This window comes from Streptomyces sp. NPDC002935, from assembly GCF_040611295.1.
Classification (GTDB): domain Bacteria; phylum Actinomycetota; class Actinomycetes; order Streptomycetales; family Streptomycetaceae; genus Streptomyces.
Genome location: NZ_JBEXNW010000001.1, coordinates 509469 through 525517, shown reverse-complemented (window position 1 = coordinate 525517; position 16049 = coordinate 509469). Strand labels below are relative to the sequence as shown.

At 74.4% G+C, this 16049-nt stretch carries 7 protein-coding genes; 5 read left to right on the top strand and 2 right to left on the bottom strand.

From position 1 onward, the window contains the following. Window positions 1-518 (bottom strand): hypothetical protein (locus tag ABZX90_RS02175; RefSeq protein WP_355200852.1); only part of this gene is annotated, 518 nt, incomplete at its 3' end. A gap of 166 nt (window positions 519-684) precedes the next feature. Continuing rightward, complete coding sequence (locus ABZX90_RS02170) at window positions 685-1041, bottom strand: hypothetical protein (protein WP_355200850.1); 357 nt, start codon at window positions 1039-1041, stop codon at window positions 685-687. A gap of 143 nt (window positions 1042-1184) precedes the next feature. Here ABZX90_RS02170 and ABZX90_RS02165 point away from each other — a divergent pair, with 143 nt between their 5' ends. From ABZX90_RS02165 to ABZX90_RS02145, 5 genes are read left to right on the top strand one after another with little or no spacing between them, the layout of a single operon-like run. Further along, window positions 1185-2702, top strand: coding sequence for an MFS transporter (locus ABZX90_RS02165; RefSeq protein WP_351126876.1), 1518 nt, complete (start codon window positions 1185-1187; stop codon window positions 2700-2702). Continuing rightward, a complete protein-coding gene (locus ABZX90_RS02160; RefSeq protein ID WP_355200849.1) occupies window positions 2686-6255 on the top strand; it encodes an amino acid adenylation domain-containing protein in 3570 nt (1189 codons plus the stop codon). Before ABZX90_RS02165 ends, ABZX90_RS02160 begins: the two co-directional genes overlap by 17 nt. Beyond that, on the top strand, window positions 6240-7292 hold the full coding sequence (locus ABZX90_RS02155) for a MupA/Atu3671 family FMN-dependent luciferase-like monooxygenase (protein WP_355200847.1): 1053 nt from the start codon (window positions 6240-6242) through the stop codon (window positions 7290-7292). The genes ABZX90_RS02160 and ABZX90_RS02155 overlap by 16 nt, the downstream gene beginning before the upstream one ends. Continuing rightward, window positions 7289-12052: an amino acid adenylation domain-containing protein gene (locus ABZX90_RS02150; RefSeq protein ID WP_355200845.1), complete on the top strand. Its 4764-nt coding sequence runs from the start codon at window positions 7289-7291 to the stop codon at window positions 12050-12052. Before ABZX90_RS02155 ends, ABZX90_RS02150 begins: the two co-directional genes overlap by 4 nt. Continuing rightward, the gene (locus ABZX90_RS02145) at window positions 12049-16047 is read left to right on the top strand and encodes an amino acid adenylation domain-containing protein (RefSeq protein WP_355200843.1); all 3999 of its coding nucleotides are present in this window, start codon (window positions 12049-12051) and stop codon (window positions 16045-16047) included. The genes ABZX90_RS02150 and ABZX90_RS02145 overlap by 4 nt, the downstream gene beginning before the upstream one ends. The last annotated feature ends 2 nt before the right edge of the window (window positions 16048-16049 follow it).

Below are 16049 nucleotides of genomic sequence, written 5' to 3'. Positions count from 1 at the left end.
TCCTGGACGGTGACGGCGGTGGGGTCCTGGACGTCCGCGTAAGTGACCGAGGTGGGGTCCTGGACATCCTGCGTGGTGACGCCCGTCGGGTCCTGGACGTCCTGGACGGTGACGGCGGTGGGGTCCTGGACGTCCGCGTAAGTGACCGAGGTGGGGTCCTGGACATCCTGCGTGGTGACGCCCGTCGGGTCCTGAACGTCCGCGTAAGTGACCGAGGTCGGGTCCTGGACATCCGCGTAGGTCACCGAGGTGGGGTCCTGGACATCCTGCGTGGTGACGCCCGTCGGGTCCTGGACATCCGCGTAGGTGATCGAGGTCGGGTCCTGAACGTCCGCGTAGGTCACCGAGGTCGGGTCCTGCACATCCTGCGTGGTGATGCCCGTCGGGTCCTGGACGTCCGCGCGGAGGTGCTGCACGCTCTGCCGGCCCTGCGAGTGTCCCGCCTCGTGTGCCGCGCCGAGGCCGAAGGCCAGCGCCGCCGCGACAATCCCGAAGAGCCCAGCAAGCTTGCGTCCCATGGTCCCGCCCCTTAGTGGTGTTTGTGTGGTTTGCGGTGTTTTCCGCTTCCCGACACCACTGACCTTCCTGGGGGGCGTTCCCAGGGGGGTCCCCGTCCGTTACCGCCCTGCGGGAACGCAGGGGGAACCGTCCCGGGAACGCCCCGGGAACGGCTCCGACCTGCGACTAGTCACTCAGACTGCATGCCACGACCCTCGGTCCGGAGGGCGTCAGGACCAACCGGGTCAGGGCCGGTCCCGACTCGTGGCCGGCCAGATCGAGGAGCGATCTCACCAACGAGCGCATGGCCGCCCGTTCGGACTCGTCCGACGGCGGCGGAGCGATCCGGGCCACGCTGTGCATCCCGTCCACCGTCTCCGTCTCGACGCTGAACTCCGGTCCGTCCAGGGGCGCCCGTTCCACGAACGGTGGTACGCCGCCGTCGGCGGCCACCCGCTCCGCCCAGCGCTCCACGGAGGACAGGTCCTGGAGGGCGTGAGCCAGCTCCGTACCGTCCGGTGAACAGTCCCGCGGCTCCTTCACGGCAGTACTCCTTCTGCGGGTTGAGCAGACAACGACACCGGGAGCGTCGCCCGGACGGGTCCCGATCCCGTCCCGTTCCGTTCCCCCGCCGATCCCGTTCAGACGTTCGCGATGGGAACGTGACGGTAATCGGCCCCCGCATCATGACGGCCATTCGACAACGGATCCGGCCCCACGAAGGCCGGGCCCGTACGGCATGCAACCGTCCTGGGGGCAGTGCAGTGACAGCGACTCCAACCGACTCAACCCCTGGCCGATTCACCGGCCTCGGGCCGCTCATGCTGGTCTGGTCGGGCCAGGCCGTCTCGCTCGTCGGCAGCGCGGCAGTGAGATTCGCCTTCGTCGTGGACGTCTGGTCCACCGGAGAACGGGCGAGTGCGGTCACCGCACTCTCGCTGTGCGCACTGCTCCCACAAGCGGTCCTCAGCCCCATTGCAGGCGCAATCGTCGATCGCATGCGCAAGCGGTCCGCGCTGCAACTGGCCGACGCCGGCGGACTCCTGGTCGTGGGCTGCCTGGCGCTGCTCCACTACCTCGGACTGCTCCACTCCTGGCAGATCTACGCGGCCACCACGCTGCTCGGCGCCTGCGCGGCCTTCCAGTTCCCGGCGCTGTCCTCGGCCGTCCCGCTGCTCGTCCGCAAGGACCAGCTCGGCCGCGCCAACGGGCTGCTGGCCGGCGCCAAGAGCGCCGCGAGCATCGGCGGCCCGGCCCTGGGCGGGATCATGCTCACCCTCTTCGGGATAGGCCCGACCCTCCTGGTCGACCTGGCGAGTTACGCCCTCGCCCTGATCGGCGTACGACTGGTGCGGTTGACCGGCGACCGGCCCGCGCCGCCGACGGCCGGACCGCGCCGCAGGATCACCGCGGAGTCCGGGGAGGGCCTGCGCTATCTGTTCCGCACGCCCGGTCTCAGGGACCTGATCGTCAACTTCTGTGTCGTCAACCTCGTCATGGTCTTCGGCTTCGCCCTGATCCAGCCCATGGTGCTGCTGCGGGCCGACAGCGCCGCGCTCGCCGCGGTCAACACCGCGATCGGCGTCGGCGGAGTCGCCGGCGGTGTGCTGATGGCCACGTGGGGCGGGCCGCGCAACCGGGGGCGCTCGATGATGCTCGGGATCGTCGGGATGTGCCTGTCCGCGCTGGTGGGCATGGCGTTCGCCGACGGGGTGGCCGGCTGGTCGGCAGCCGTGCTGGTCGGCGCCCTGCTGATGACGGTCGTCAACTCCCAGATGCACGCCATCGTGCAGACCAAGGTCCCGCAGGAGTGGCAGGGCCGGGTCTTCGGCGCGGTGATGTTCCTCGGCTACATCTCCGTCCCGCTCGCCACCGCCCTGTCCGGGCCGCTCGCCGACCATGTCTTCGAGCCGCAGGCCGCCCACGGCACGGGGCTGTTCACCGTCCTCGGCCCGCTACTCGGCGACCGTCCCGGCAGCGGCATGGCGGGGATGTTCCTCCTCGCCGGACTGGCCGGGATCGGGGTCTCGTTGTGGGGGCTGGCCAGCCGGAACATCCGTGAGATCGACGTGGTGCTGGCGGATGCGGACGTCCCGGACCCGGACGCCGTGCACGACGACGTGCACGACGTGCGGGACGACGTGCGGGACACCCAGGACAGCCAGGACACCCAGGAAAGGGCCCGGAATGAAGTGCGTGCATGAACTCGTCGAGGACCGGGCCCGGTCGGCGCCGGGCGCGACCGCGCTGATCGACGGCGACGACCGGCTGAACTACGCCGAACTCGACGCGCGCGCCGCCAGGACGGCGGGGCTCCTCGCGGAGCGGGGGGTACGGCCCGGCGACACCGTCGGCGTGTGCCTGGAGCGGTCCGCCGAGCTGGTGGTGACGGTCCTCGGCGTTCTCAAGGCCGGAGCCGCCTATCTGATCCTCGACCCCGCCTTCCCGGCGGCACGCCTGCGAGCGATGGCCGCCGACGCGGCCGTCACCGCGGTGGTCGCACCCCGCACCGGCCGGCTCACCGGCGTCGACGCGCGCGTCGTCCACCCCGAGGACGCGGCGAGCGCCCTCCCGCTGTCCCACGGCGCGGTCCCCGTACGCCCCACCGATCGCGCCTGCGTGATGTTCACCTCGGGCTCGACCGGGCGGCCCAAGGGCATCGCCGCCCCGCACCAGGCCGTCACGGCCACCCTCACCGGCCAGGACTTCGCCTCCTTCGGCCCGGGCGCCGTCTGGCTGCAGTGCGCGCCCCTGTCCTGGGACGCGTTCGCGCTGGAGCTGTGGGGCCCGCTGGTCAACGGCGGGACCTGCGTGCTGCATCCGCCGGGGCGGCCCGAACCCCTCGTGATGGCCCGCCTGATCGCAGAGCACGGCATCACGTCCCTGTACCTGTCGGCGTCCCTCTTCAACGTCGTCGTCGACGAGTACCCCGACGCGCTCGCCGGTCTGAGTGAACTCCTCGTGGGCGGCGAGGCGTTGTCGCCCCCGCACGTCGCCCGGGCCCTCGAACGCCGGCCGCGGCTGCGGCTGAGCAACGGCTACGGACCCGTCGAGTGCATGGTCTTCCTCACCGTCCACCCGGTCACCCCCGAGGACCTGCGCACCGGCGGCCCGCTGCCGATCGGCCGCCCGCTCGCCGGAAAGCGGCTGTACGTCCTCGACGAGCGGCTGCGGCCGGTCCCGGACGGCGGTACCGGCGAGCTGTACGCGGCCGGCGCGGGCCTCGCCCGGGAGTACGTCGGGCAACCCGCCCTCACCGCCGAACGCTTCGTCGCCGCCCCCTCCGGCGAGCGCCTGTACCGCACCGGAGACCTGGTCCGCCGCAACCCGGACGGCGTCCTGGAGTACCTGGGCCGCGCCGACAGCCAGGTGAAGATCCGCGGTTTCCGGGTGGAACCCGGCGAGGTGGAGACCGTTCTGGCCGGCCACCCCGCCATCGACCGCGCGGCCGTCGTCGCCCACGCCCACCCCGCCGGAGACCGCCAGCTCACCGCGTACGTCGTCCCGCGCGGCGGCCGCGAACAGGCGCCCACGGCCGAGGAGTTGTTCACCTACGCCCGTGGCATCCTCGCCGACCACCTGGTGCCGGCCGCCTTCGTGCCCCTGGACGCGCTCCCGCTCACACCGAGCGGGAAGCTGGACCGGGCGGCCCTGCCGGAACCCGGCTCCGGCTCTGCGCGGGCTGCCTCCGGCAAGGCGGCCGACGGAACGGTACGCACCCTGTGCGACCTGTTCTCCGACGTCCTCGCGACCCCGGTCGCCCCCGACGACGACTTCTTCCTGCTGCGCGGAAACTCCCTCCTCGCCGCCCGCCTGACGGGCCGTATCCGCTCGGTGCTCGGCGTGGAGCTCGACATCCGTACGCTCTTCGAGGCGCCCACCCCCGCACGGCTCGCCCCCCTCGTCGACCGCGCCCCCGCCGCCGTGGCCCTCCCCTGCCCCACCCCCGCCTCGGGCCCGCTGCCCGTCTCGGACGCCCAGCAACGCCTGTGGTTCCTCGACCGGACCGGTGCGGGTGCCGCCTACAACCTGCCGATGCTGGTGCGGCTGCGTGGAACGGTCGACCCGGACGCGCTGTCCGACGCGCTGGCCGACGTGGCCGATCGGCACGAGGTCCTGCGCACGCTCTTCGACGAGGCCGACGGCGCCCCCGTACGACGGGTGGCGCGCGGCGCGTCGGCACGCCCGCCGTTCGCCCATGTGCACGTCGGAGCGGGCGAGCTGGACGACCGGCTGGCGGAGGAGGCCCGGCACTGTTTCGACCTGCGTGCCGAGCTGCCCTGCCGGGCCGTGCTGTTCACCCTGAAGGAGCGGCCGGACGAGCACGCGCTGCTCGTGCTGGTGCATCACATCGCCGGTGACGGGTGGTCACTGCGGCCGCTGTTCCGCGATCTGTCACGTGCCTATGCCGCCCGCGCGCAAGGCCGGCCCGCCCGTCTCGGCCCGCTCGCCGTCCCGTACGCCGAACACGCCCGCCGTCGGCTCGACCGGCTCGGCTCCGCGGCCGACCCGGACTCCCCGGCCGCCCGCCAACTCGCCTACTGGAGCGAGTGGCTGGCCGCCCTGCCCGCCGACGGCCCGTTGCTCCCGCGCCGTCCCGAGCGGCCCGCCGTGCCCGGTCCGGACGCCGGTGTCGTCGTACGGCGGCTGGACGCGGCGGCGCACGCGCGGCTCGCCGACGCGGCCCGGGACCAGGGCGCCACCCTCTTCATGGCCCTGCACGCCGCCCTGGTCACCGTGCTGCTTCGGGCCGGTGCCGACGCCGACACGGCCGTGGGCGTGCCCGTGGCCGCGCGGGCGTCCGAGAGCGACGTCGAGGACGTCGTCGGGTTCTTCGTCAACCTGCTGGTCCTGCGCACCGACGCGTCCGGCGACCCCACCGCGGGCGAGCTGCTGGCCCGGGTCCGGGACACCGACCTCGGTGCCTTCGCCCACCAGGACGTGCCGTTCGAGGACGTCGTCGCCGCGCTCAACCCCGCCCGCAGGCCCGGGCGGCAGCCGTTCACCGAGGTGGTCCTCGCGCTGCAGAACAACGCCCGCGCCGAAGTGGCGCTGCCCGGCGCCGAGAGCGGCGTCGAGCTGGTGCGCACGGGATCGGCCCGGTTCGAGCTTCTCGTCGACGTGCTGGAGACGACCGGACCGGACGGCACACCCGGCGGCCTCACCCTGACCTTCGAGTACCGGACCGACTCGCTGGAGGAGCCCTTCGTCAGCTGGCTGGCCGAGGCACTCCTGCAGGCACTGGAGGCGGCCGCGGCCGCCCCGGAGGCACGCCTGTCCGCACTCGCCCTGCCCGAGCCGCCCCGCCGGGCCGGCGCCGGTGACCGCCTCGTCTCACCGGCCCCCGCCACCGCGCCCGAGCACCCCGGCACCCCCCTGGAGGAGCACATCGCGGCCGTCTGGCGCGACGTCCTCGGCCTGCCCCACGTGGGCCGCCACGACGACTTCTTCGGCCTCGGCGGCAACTCGCTGCGCGCGGTGCGGGTCGCCGCCCGCCTCAGCACCTCCGACCGTCCCGTGACCGCGGCGCAGCTCTTCGCCACCCCGACCGTCGCCACCCTCGCCGCCGACCTCGAACGGACCGCGGCCCTCCCCCAGCCGGCCATGGCTCCCATCCCGCGCAGGCCTCGCGTACCGCGCGGGCCCGACCAGGCACCCCGGACGTCCGCAACAACAACTGCGGCAACAACCGCAGCAGCAACCGCAATCCGTCGCAGCAACAGGAAGCAGGAGGACAGGCAGTGGAACTCAGCGTGATGTTCTTCGGTGCGGACAGCACCGCCGCGCAGACCCGGCACGCGCGCACCTACGAGGACATCCTCACCGTCGCCCGCGCCGCCGACCGCCTCGGCTTCCACGCCGTATGGACGCCGGAGCGCCACTTCCAGCAGGTCGGGCAGGTCTTCCCGAGCCCGCCGGTGCTCAGTGCGGCGCTCGCCGTCGCCACCGAGCGGATCGGGATCCGCGCCGGCAGCGTCGTACTGCCGCTGCACCACCCGCTGAAGGTCGCGGAGGACTGGGCGGTCGTCGACAACCTCTCGCACGGCCGGGTGGGACTGTCCGTCGCCACCGGCTGGCACTCCGCCGACTTCGCCCTCTCCCCCGGCACCTACGCCGGCCGCCGGGCCCACACCCTGGACACCGTCCCGCTCCTGCGGTCGCTGTGGGCGGGAGAGAGCGCGGAGTTCCCCGACGGCACCGGGAAGCCGGTGAGCGTGGTGCCCCAGCCACGCCCGGTGCAGGACACCCTGCCGCTGTGGATCACCACCTCCGGCAACCCGGAGACCTGGGAGGCGGCCGGCCGGCTGCGCTGCGGGGTGCTCGGCGCGACCGTCGGCCAGAACAGGGACGACCTCGCCGACCGGATCGCCCGCTACCGCACCGCCTGTGCGGCCGCCCCCGACCAGCGGGGCACCGACGCACACGGCCGGGTCACGCTCATGGCACACACCTACGTCGGCGCCGACGACGCCGAGGTACGGCGGCTGGCCGCCACCCCGCTGAAGACCTACCTCGCCTCGTATCTGCGGCAGACCGCCGCCAACCGCACCGCCGACGCCGGCACCGCCGCGCTCACCGAGGAGAAGACCGCGCTGCTCGCGGAGTTCGCGTTCGAGCGCTATCTGAGTTGGGGCAGCCTGCTGGGCTCACCCGGCCACTGCGCCAAGATGCTCGCCGATCTGGCGGAGCTGGGCGTCGACGAGGTCGCCTGCTTCGTCGACTTCGGCCTCGGAACCGACGACGTCCTCACGAGCCTGCACCGGCTGGCCGAACTGAAAGAGACCCTGTCATGACCGCCCCCGTCTCCCCGGGCCCGCAGCGCCTCGCCCGGCCCGCGGCCTCCCTCGCCGACCGCTTCAGCGCCCTCGGCGGCGAGCAGCGGGTCCAACTGCTGCGGCGGATGGTGGAGAGCGGGCGGGTGCGGGACATCCCGGCCGTCGTACCTCCCCGGGACCCCGCCCGGCCTGTGCGGCTCAGTCCCGCGCAGCAGGACCTGTGGGTGTACGAGTCGCTGTATCCCGGTACCCCGGCCCTCAACCTGTGCTGCGCCTACCACTTCGACGAACCGGTGGACCCGGCCCACCTGGAGGCCGCGCTCACCCTCATCCAGCAGCACCACGACATCCTGCGCACCCGCGTGAGAGAGACCGGCGACGGCGAACTGCACGTCGATTTCCCGGACTTCGGCCCCTTCGCCCTGGAACACGACGACCTGCGCGGCACCGGCACCACCGTCCACCAGGCCTTCGACGCCTTCCGCCGGCGTCCGTTCGACCTCTCTCTCGGCCAGGAGCGGCTGCTGCGCGCCCGCTTCGTCCGCGTCGACGAGCGGCGTACGACGCTGATGCTGAGCATGCATCACGTCATCGGCGACTGGTGGTCCTTCGACGTGCTGCAGACCGAGTTCGCCGAGGCCTACCGGGCGATCCGCGAGGGCGAGCGCCCGCGGCTGACCCGGCCGGCCGTGCAGTACGCCGACTTCTCCGCCTGGCAGGGCGAGCTGGAGGAGGCCGGCGTCTTCGCGGAACGCCTGGCCTTCTGGCGCCGCTACCTCGCCGACCTCCCCGGCCCGCTGACCGCCCCCGGCCACGGGGCCACCGCCGACGACCCGGACCGCGACCCCGACGAGATCGTCCACATCGGCTTCGACCTCGACGCGCCCACCGCGGCCGCGGTCCGCGCGCTGGCCCGCCGCTGCGGCACCACCGTCTACGGCGTGCTGATGGCCGCGTTCGCGGTGCTCGCACACCGGGTCACCGGAGCCGAGGACATGGTGCTCGGCACGCCTGTCGCCAACCGCTCCGCCAAGGGCCTGGAACAGGTCATCGGGTACGTCATGAACGCCGTGCCCACCCGCTGGCGGGTGCGCCCGGAGGACGCCTTCGCGGAGTTGCTCGCCGTGTTCGCCGCCGACTTCCCCGACCTCGTCGCCAACGCGGACCTGCCGGTCGGACGGATCGTCGCGGCCACCGCCCCCGAGCGCAGCCTCGGCCGTTCCCCGCTCTTCCAGTGGGTGTTCATGCACCTGACGCAGCAGCCGAGCGTGTCCGCGGTACGGGAGTTCGCCGAGCCGGAGCGCATCCACACCGGCGGCGAGCACGACCTCGTCGGCGTGGTGAAGGACGACGGCGACGCGATGATCGGCAGCTTCGAGGTCCGCACCGACACGTTCTCGCCCGAGGCGGTGCGACGCTGGGCGGAGTGCTACGTCGAGCTCGTGAAGCAGGTCACGGCCGACCCGGCGCTGCGCGTGGCCGACCTCGACATCGTGCCGACGCGTCTGCGCCGTCGGCTGCTCGACGCCTCGACCGGCCCCGCCGCGGGGAAGCCTCTCTCGCTGCCCGGGCTGGTGGCCCGCCAGGCCGCCCGCACTCCCGACGCCCCCGCCCTCGACACGGGTGCAGAGACCCTTTCGTACTCCCAACTCAGCGACCGGGTCGACCGGTTGGCCGGACTGCTCGCCCGGCACGGCGCCGGACCCGGGCGGATCGTGGCCCTCCTGCGCGGCCGGGGCACCGACTGGCCGGTGACCGCGCTGGCCGTCCAGCGCACCGGAGCCGCGTATCTGCCACTCGACCCCGAGCACCCCGCCGAACGCCTGCGCCGCACGCTGGCCGACGCAAGGCCGGCCCTGGTCGTCACGGACGACCCGGCGTTCGCGTGCGCCGAGGCGCCGACGCTGGTCCTGGGCCCGGAGGCGTACGAAGGCGAGCCGTTCAGCGCCCCTCACCCGGACCCGTCCGCCCCTGCCTACGTCATCCACACCTCCGGCTCCACCGGCGTTCCCAAGGGCGTCGTCGTCCCGCACTCGGGCCTGGCCGCGCTCGCCGCGACCCTGTCCGACCGCTTGGCGCTGGACGCCGGGGACCGGGTGCTCCAACTCGGCACACCGACCTTCGACATCTCGGTGGCCGACCTGTGCATGGCGTTCGGCTCCGGCGGCACGCTGGTGCTGCCGCCGGAGGGGATGCTCGTCGGCGATGACCTCGGACGGGTGCTGACCGCACGGCGGGTGTCGGCGGTCATGACGACACCCTCCGTGCTGGCCACCGTGCCCACCGGGCTCTACCCGGACCTGCGGGTGCTCGCGGTGGGGGCGGAGGCGTGCCCGCCGGAGCTGGTGGCACGCTGGGCGGTGGACGGACGCGGCTTCCACAACGTGTACGGACCGACCGAGGCCACGGTGGCGGTCACGCTCTGCGACCCGCTGACGCCCGACGCGGCCGCCCCGCCCCTCGGCACCCCGGTCGCAGGCGCGTACGTACGCCTGCTCGACGAGCGCCTGCGCCCGGTGCCCCCGGGCACCCGCGGCGAGCTCTACCTCGCGGGCCCCCTGGCCCACGGCTACCTGCACCGCCCCGCCCTGACAGCCGACCGTTTCGTGGCGGACCCCTACGGTCCCCCCGGCACCCGCATGTACCGCACCGGCGACCTGGCCTGGCGCGACGACGACGGCACCACCCACTACCTGGGCCGCACCGACGACCAGATCAAGCTGCGCGGCCTGCGGGTGGAGCCCGCCGAGATCGCGGCCGCCCTCGCCGAACACCCCTCCGTCGGCCGGTCGGTGGTCCTGGTCCGCGAGGGACGGGCGGGCCGACCGCAACTCGTCGGATACGTCGTCCCGGTCTCCGGTCACGCCCCGGAACCGGACGACCTGCTCGCCCACGCGGCCGAACGGCTGCCCGCCGCCCTGGTCCCGGCCGACGTGGTCGTACTCGGCGCGTTCCCCCTGACGTCGGGCGGCAAGATCGACCGGGCCGCGCTGCCCGCGCCCGTCCCGCGGGCCGCGAGCCCCACCGTCCACCGAGGCGCCGCCTCCGCCGCCGAACAGACCTTGTGCGCGCTGTACAACGAGGTCCTCGGCGCCGGCCAGGACGCCGTCGATGCCGACGCCGACTTCTTCCGGCTGGGCGGCGACAGCATCATGGCCATCCAGCTCGCCGCGCGGGCCGCGGCGGCCGGTCTGCTCCTCGCCCCGAGAGACGTGTTCACCGCCCGTACGCCCGCGCGGCTGGCCGCCCTGGCCCGCCCGGCCGCCGTCGGGCCGGACGCCGGGCCCGACATCGCCGAGGGCCGGTTCCCGCTCACCCCGATCATGCACTGGTGGCGCGAACAGGGCGCCCCGCTCGGCACGTTCACCCAGTCCATGGTGTTCCCCGTGCGGGAGGGCACGGACCTCGACCGCGTCCGCGCGGCCGTGGCGGGCCTGGCCGAGCGGCATGCCGCCCTGCGCATGCGTCTGATACGGCACGACGAGCGTGCCGACTGGGAACTGGAGGTGGGCTCCGCCGCCGCCGTCCGCACGGAGCGGGTCGCCGTCCCCGCGGACACCGCACCGGACGCGCTCGCCGCGGAGCTCGCCCGGACCGCCGTACTGGATCCGGAGCGGGGCGAGATGCTGCGGGCCGTCTGGTTCGACGCCGGACCCGGGCGGCCCGGCCTGCTGCTCCTGATCGTGCATCACCTGGCTGTCGACGGGGTGTCCTGGCGCGTGCTGGGGCCCGAGCTGGCGCGGGCACTGGAGGGCACTACTGAGGCGGGAGCCCGGTCCGGTGCCTCGTTCGTACGGTGGGCGCGACTGCTGCCCGCCGAGGCGGACCGGGCGCGTGGCGAACTGGACTGGTGGAAGGGCCAATTGGCCGGTGGCGAAGGCGCCCGGCTGGCCGCCGGCCGCGGGGTCGGCGCACGTCGCGGCACCGTCACCGTCGAGCTGGATGCCGGGCTGACCCGGGACGTGCTCGTCACCCTGCCCGGAGTCTTCCACTGCGGAGCGGACGCCGTGCTGCTCACCGCCCTGGTCCGGGCGGCCGTCCGGCACCGCGGCACCGGGACGGCCCTCCTCCTCCACCTGGAGGGGCACGGCCGCGAGGCGCTGTCGGCGCCCGTGGACGTCTCCCGTACCGTCGGCTGGTTCATCACCCAGTACCCGGTCCGGCTCGACCTCGGCACGGACACCGGAGCCGCGGCGCTCAAGCAGGTGAAGGAACAACTGCGGGCGGTGCCCTCCGCCGGACTCGGCTGGGGCCTGCTGCGCCACCTCCACCCCGAGGCCGGCCCCGAACTGGCCGCGCTGCCCGGGCCCGACGTCCGCTTCGCCCACCTGGGCCGGATCGCCGGGGACGACGCGGCCGGCGGCCGGCTGCTCGACCCCGGACCCGACGCGGTACCCGTCGCCCACGCCCTGGAGATCGACACCCTGGCCCGGGGCACGGAGGGCGAACCGCGTCTGGAGGCCACGTTCTCGTACGCGGAGGGCGTGTTCACCGAGGACGAGGTGCGGGAGCTGGCCCGGCTGTGGACCGAGGAGCTCACCGCGCTCGTCGCGGACACGGCGGACGGCTCGGCCGCCGCGTACACCCCGTCCGACTTCCCGCTGGTCGAGCTGACCATCGATCAGCTCGCCGAGTTCGAGGACGACTTGGGGTTCGAGGACTCGGACGAGTCGGATGAGTCGGACAGCTCGGACGGCTTCGAGGACTCGGACGGCTTCGGAGACTTCGGAGACTTCGGAGACTTCGAGGATTTCGAGAGTGAGGTGAACGACCGGTGAGCGGGCGAGTCGACGACGTCCTTCCGCTGTCCCCGGCCCAGGAAGGACTCCTCTTCCAGACCCTGCGGGACACGACGGGACCCGATCCCTATCTGGTCCAGGCCCGGTTCCGCATCGGCCCCGGCACCGAGCCGGGCCGGGTGCGGGCCGCGGTGACGGACCTCCTGCGGCGCCACCCCAACCTGCGCGCCTGCTTCCGCCACGAACACCTCGACCGGCCCGTGCAGATCATCCCGAGCGCGGTCAGGGTGCCATGGCGGGAGGCCGACCTGACCGGGCTCGCCCCGGACCGGGCGGCCGCCCGGATGCGGCAGCTCGTGCGCGCGGACGCGGCCCGGCGCTTCGACCCGGCCCGGCCGCCGCTGGTGCGCGCCACGCTCGCCCGCCACGACACCGGCGCCGAACTGCTGCTGTCCTTCCATCACATCCTGCTCGACGGCTGGTCGATGCCGGTCCTGGAAGCCGACCTGGCCGCCCTCGTCGCGGGCCGTCCCCTGCCGCCCGCAGCGCCGTACCGCGACTACCTGGCGTGGCTGGCCCGGCGAGCCTCGGACGAGGGGGACAAGGCGGAAACGGCTTGGGCGCAGGCTCTGGAGGGGCTTGCGCATCCGACGCCGCTCGCGCCCCCGACCGCCGACGACACCGCGTGCGACCGGGCTCGGGTCCGGCTCTCCGCCGCGGCCACCGCCGCCCTCGTGCGTCAGGCGGCCACCGCCGGCGTCACCCTCAACACCCTCGTCCAGGCAGCATGGGCACTGGTCCTGGCCCGCACCACCGGCGCCCGGGACGTCGTCTTCGGCGCGGTCGTCTCCGGCCGCCCGCACGACCTGCCCGGCGTCGAGAGCATGGTCGGCCTGTTCGTCAACACACTGCCGGTGCGGGTACGGCTGCGCGGCGGCGAGAGTACGGCGGACCTGCTGACCCGCCTCCAGGACGAGCAGTCCCTCCTGGTCGACCACCACCATGCGCGCCTCGCCGAGGTGCAACGCGCGGTGGGCATAGGGGAGTTGTTCGACTCGGTCCTCGCCTTCGAGAACTTCCCGCAGCGCACCGAGGAGGAGGCCGGCCCGGACGAGCTGAGCCTGCTCCGGGTCACGGACGCGACCCACTATCCCGTGACGCTGGCCGTCGTCGCGGGCGAGCGGCTGTGGCTGTCGGTCGGCTGCCGGCGCGGACTGTCCGCGGCTGCCGTGGCGGACCGCATGACCCGGGCCCTGGAGCAACTGGCGGGCGATCCCGGCCGGTCGGCCGACCTGATCGACGTACTCCCGCCCGAGGAACACCGACGGCTCCTCGCGCTCGCCACCGGGCCGCGGCGCCCCGTGGCCGATCCGGCCACCGTCACCGGCCGGTTCGCCGCGCAGGCCGCGCGCACCCCGCGGGCCCCGGCCGTCGAGTCGGCCGACGGCGAGGTCCTCGACTACGCCGGCCTGGACACGGCCTCGGACGCGCTCGCCGCCCGGCTGGTCCGGGCGGGCACGGCACCCGGCGACGCGGTCGCCCTCCTCCTGCCCCGCTCGCCGGCCGTCGTCGTGGCCCAGCTGGCCGTGCTCAAGGCGGGCGCCTGCTGGCTCCCGCTGGACCCGGCCCAGCCACCCGAACGCCTGGCCCGGCTGACCGGGCGGGCCGGGGTCCGGCTGGTGCTGACCTCGGGCGCCACCACCGTACAACTGCCCGGGAACGTACGGACGTTGGACGTGACGGACCCCGAGCAGGAGACCGGGCCGCAGGCCCCCGCACACCCCGGGCAGGAGACCGGTCCCCAGGCTCCCGCACACCCCGACGCGGCCGCCTGCATCCTCTACACCTCGGGCTCGACCGGCGAACCCAAGGGTGTCGTCGTCCCGCACCGGGGTATCGCCGAGCTCGCCGCCGACGCCCGCTTCCAGGGCGGCGGACACCGGCGTGTACTTCTGCACGCCCCGTACACCTTCGACTCGGCGACGTACGAGGTGTGGATCCCGCTCCTGAACGGCGGGACCGTCGTCGTCGCCGAGCCCGGCCCCGTCACCCCCGACCTGCTCCGGCGCGTGATCCCCGGGCGTCGGATCACCGCGCTGCTCCTCACGCCCGAACTGCTGCGTATTGTTGCCGAGATCGCGCCGGAGGCGACCGCCGGGCTCACCGAGATCTGGGCGGGCGGCGACGTGCTCGCGCCCGGCACGGTGGCCCTGATCCGGGCGCACTGCCCCGGAACGGCCGTCGTCAACGGGTACGGGCCCACCGAGGCGACCGTCTTCGCCACCGCCCACACCGCCGGCGGCGGCCCGGGACCCGTCCCCGTCGGACGCCCGCTGGACAACACCCGCGCCTACGTCCTGGACGGTTCGCTGCGTCCCGTACCCGTGGGTGGCACCGGCGAGTTGTACCTGGCCGGGACCGGACTCGCGCACGGCTACCTCGGGCGGCCCGGGCAGAGCGCCGAGCGGTTCGTCGCCGATCCGTACGGTCCGCCGGGCAGCCGGATGTACCGCACCGGCGACCTGGCCCGCTGGACGGGCGACGGCGTGCTGGACTTCGCCGGCCGTGGCGACGACCAGATCAAGGTCCGCGGCTTCCGTGTCGAACCGGCCGAGGTGGAGTCCGTACTCGCGGCCTGCCCCGGCATCCGGCGGGCCGTGATCGCCGCCCACCCCGACGCGGCGGGCGGCAAGCGGCTGGCCGCCTGGCTCGTACCGGACGCGCCGCTCGACAATCCGCTCGACGAGCCGCTCGACCGTCCGCTCGACGAGGGCTGGGCCGAAACCCTGGCCCGGGCAAAGGAGTTCGCCGCCTGTCGGCTGCCCTCCCACCTGATCCCCTCCGTCTGGGCCCGCATCGACCACGTACCGCTCACCCGGCACGGCAAGACGGACCGGGCCGCACTGCCCGAGCCGTCGGGCACGCCCCCCGCGGCCGCGGGGGCCAGGGCCCCGCGCGACGAGCGGGAGCGGCAGCTGTGCGCGCTGTTCGCGGAGGTCCTCGGTGTGTCCGGCATCCACCCGGACACCGACTTCTTCGCGGCGGGCGGCCACTCGCTGACCGCCCTGCGCCTGGTGTCGAAGGCGCAGGCCGCGCTCGGCACGCCGGTGCCGCTCGCGACCCTGTTCGCGGCGCCGTCCCCGGCCACACTGGCGGCCCGCCTCGCCGCAGGCCTTACCCCGGTCGCGGACCTCGGACCGGCCACCGGCCTCGCCCCCGACCCCGGCCTCGCCCCCGACGCCGACCTGGCCCCGCTCCTCACCCTCCGCTCCAGCGGCGGCCGCGTCCCCCTCTTCTGCGTCCATCCCGGCCTGGGCCTCGGCTGGTCCTTCGCCGCCCTGCTCCCGCACCTCCACCCCGACCGGCCGGTGCACGCCCTGCAGAGCCCGGCGTTCACCGAGGGGGTGGACCAACTCCCGGACACTGTGGGGGCGTTGGCCGACGCGTACGTCGAGCGGATCCGCGCACTGGTGCCCGGCGGCCCGTACGCGCTGGTCGGCCGGTCCTTCGGCGGCCCCGTCGCCCACGAGATCGCGGTACGCCTGCGCGGGGCCGGACAGGAAGTGCGGCTGCTGGCCGTGCTGGACGCGATGCCCCAGCCGCCCGGCACGCCCCGGCTGCCCGCGGACGTGGTCGAGCGGGAGACGCTGCGGATCCTGCTCGACAGCCACGCCCCGGACCGGCCCGCACCGCCCGGCGCCCTCGACCGGGCCCAGGCCTTCGCGGTCGTCCGCACCGGCGAGAGCCCCCTGGCCGCCTTCGGCGACCGGGTCCTGCACACCCTGACCGACGCCGGAGCCCACCACATCCACCTCTCCCGCGCCTGGCGCCCGTCCCCGTACGACGGCCGCACGACCCTCTTCTCCGCCACCCGGCACGCCCACGCCACGACGGCCGAGAAGGCCGCGGCCTGGCGGCCCTTCACCGCCGGCCTCGACGTGCACGAACTGGCCTGCGCCCACAGCGGCGTCCTCGGACCCGACCCCGCGGCCCGCGTCGCCGCGGTCCTCGAAACCATCCTCCAGGGGGACTGACC

Bases quoted from the DNA above. Each gene is read 5' to 3' on its own strand.
- ABZX90_RS02150 (WP_355200845.1), top strand. From the start codon at position 7,289: ATGACCGCCCCCGTCTCCCCGGGCCCGCAGCGCCTCGCCCGGCCCGCG.
- ABZX90_RS02160 (WP_355200849.1), top strand. From the start codon at position 2,686: ATGAAGTGCGTGCATGAACTCGTCGAGGACCGGGCCCGGTCGGCGCCG.
- ABZX90_RS02165 (WP_351126876.1), top strand. From the start codon at position 1,185: ATGACGGCCATTCGACAACGGATCCGGCCCCACGAAGGCCGGGCCCGT.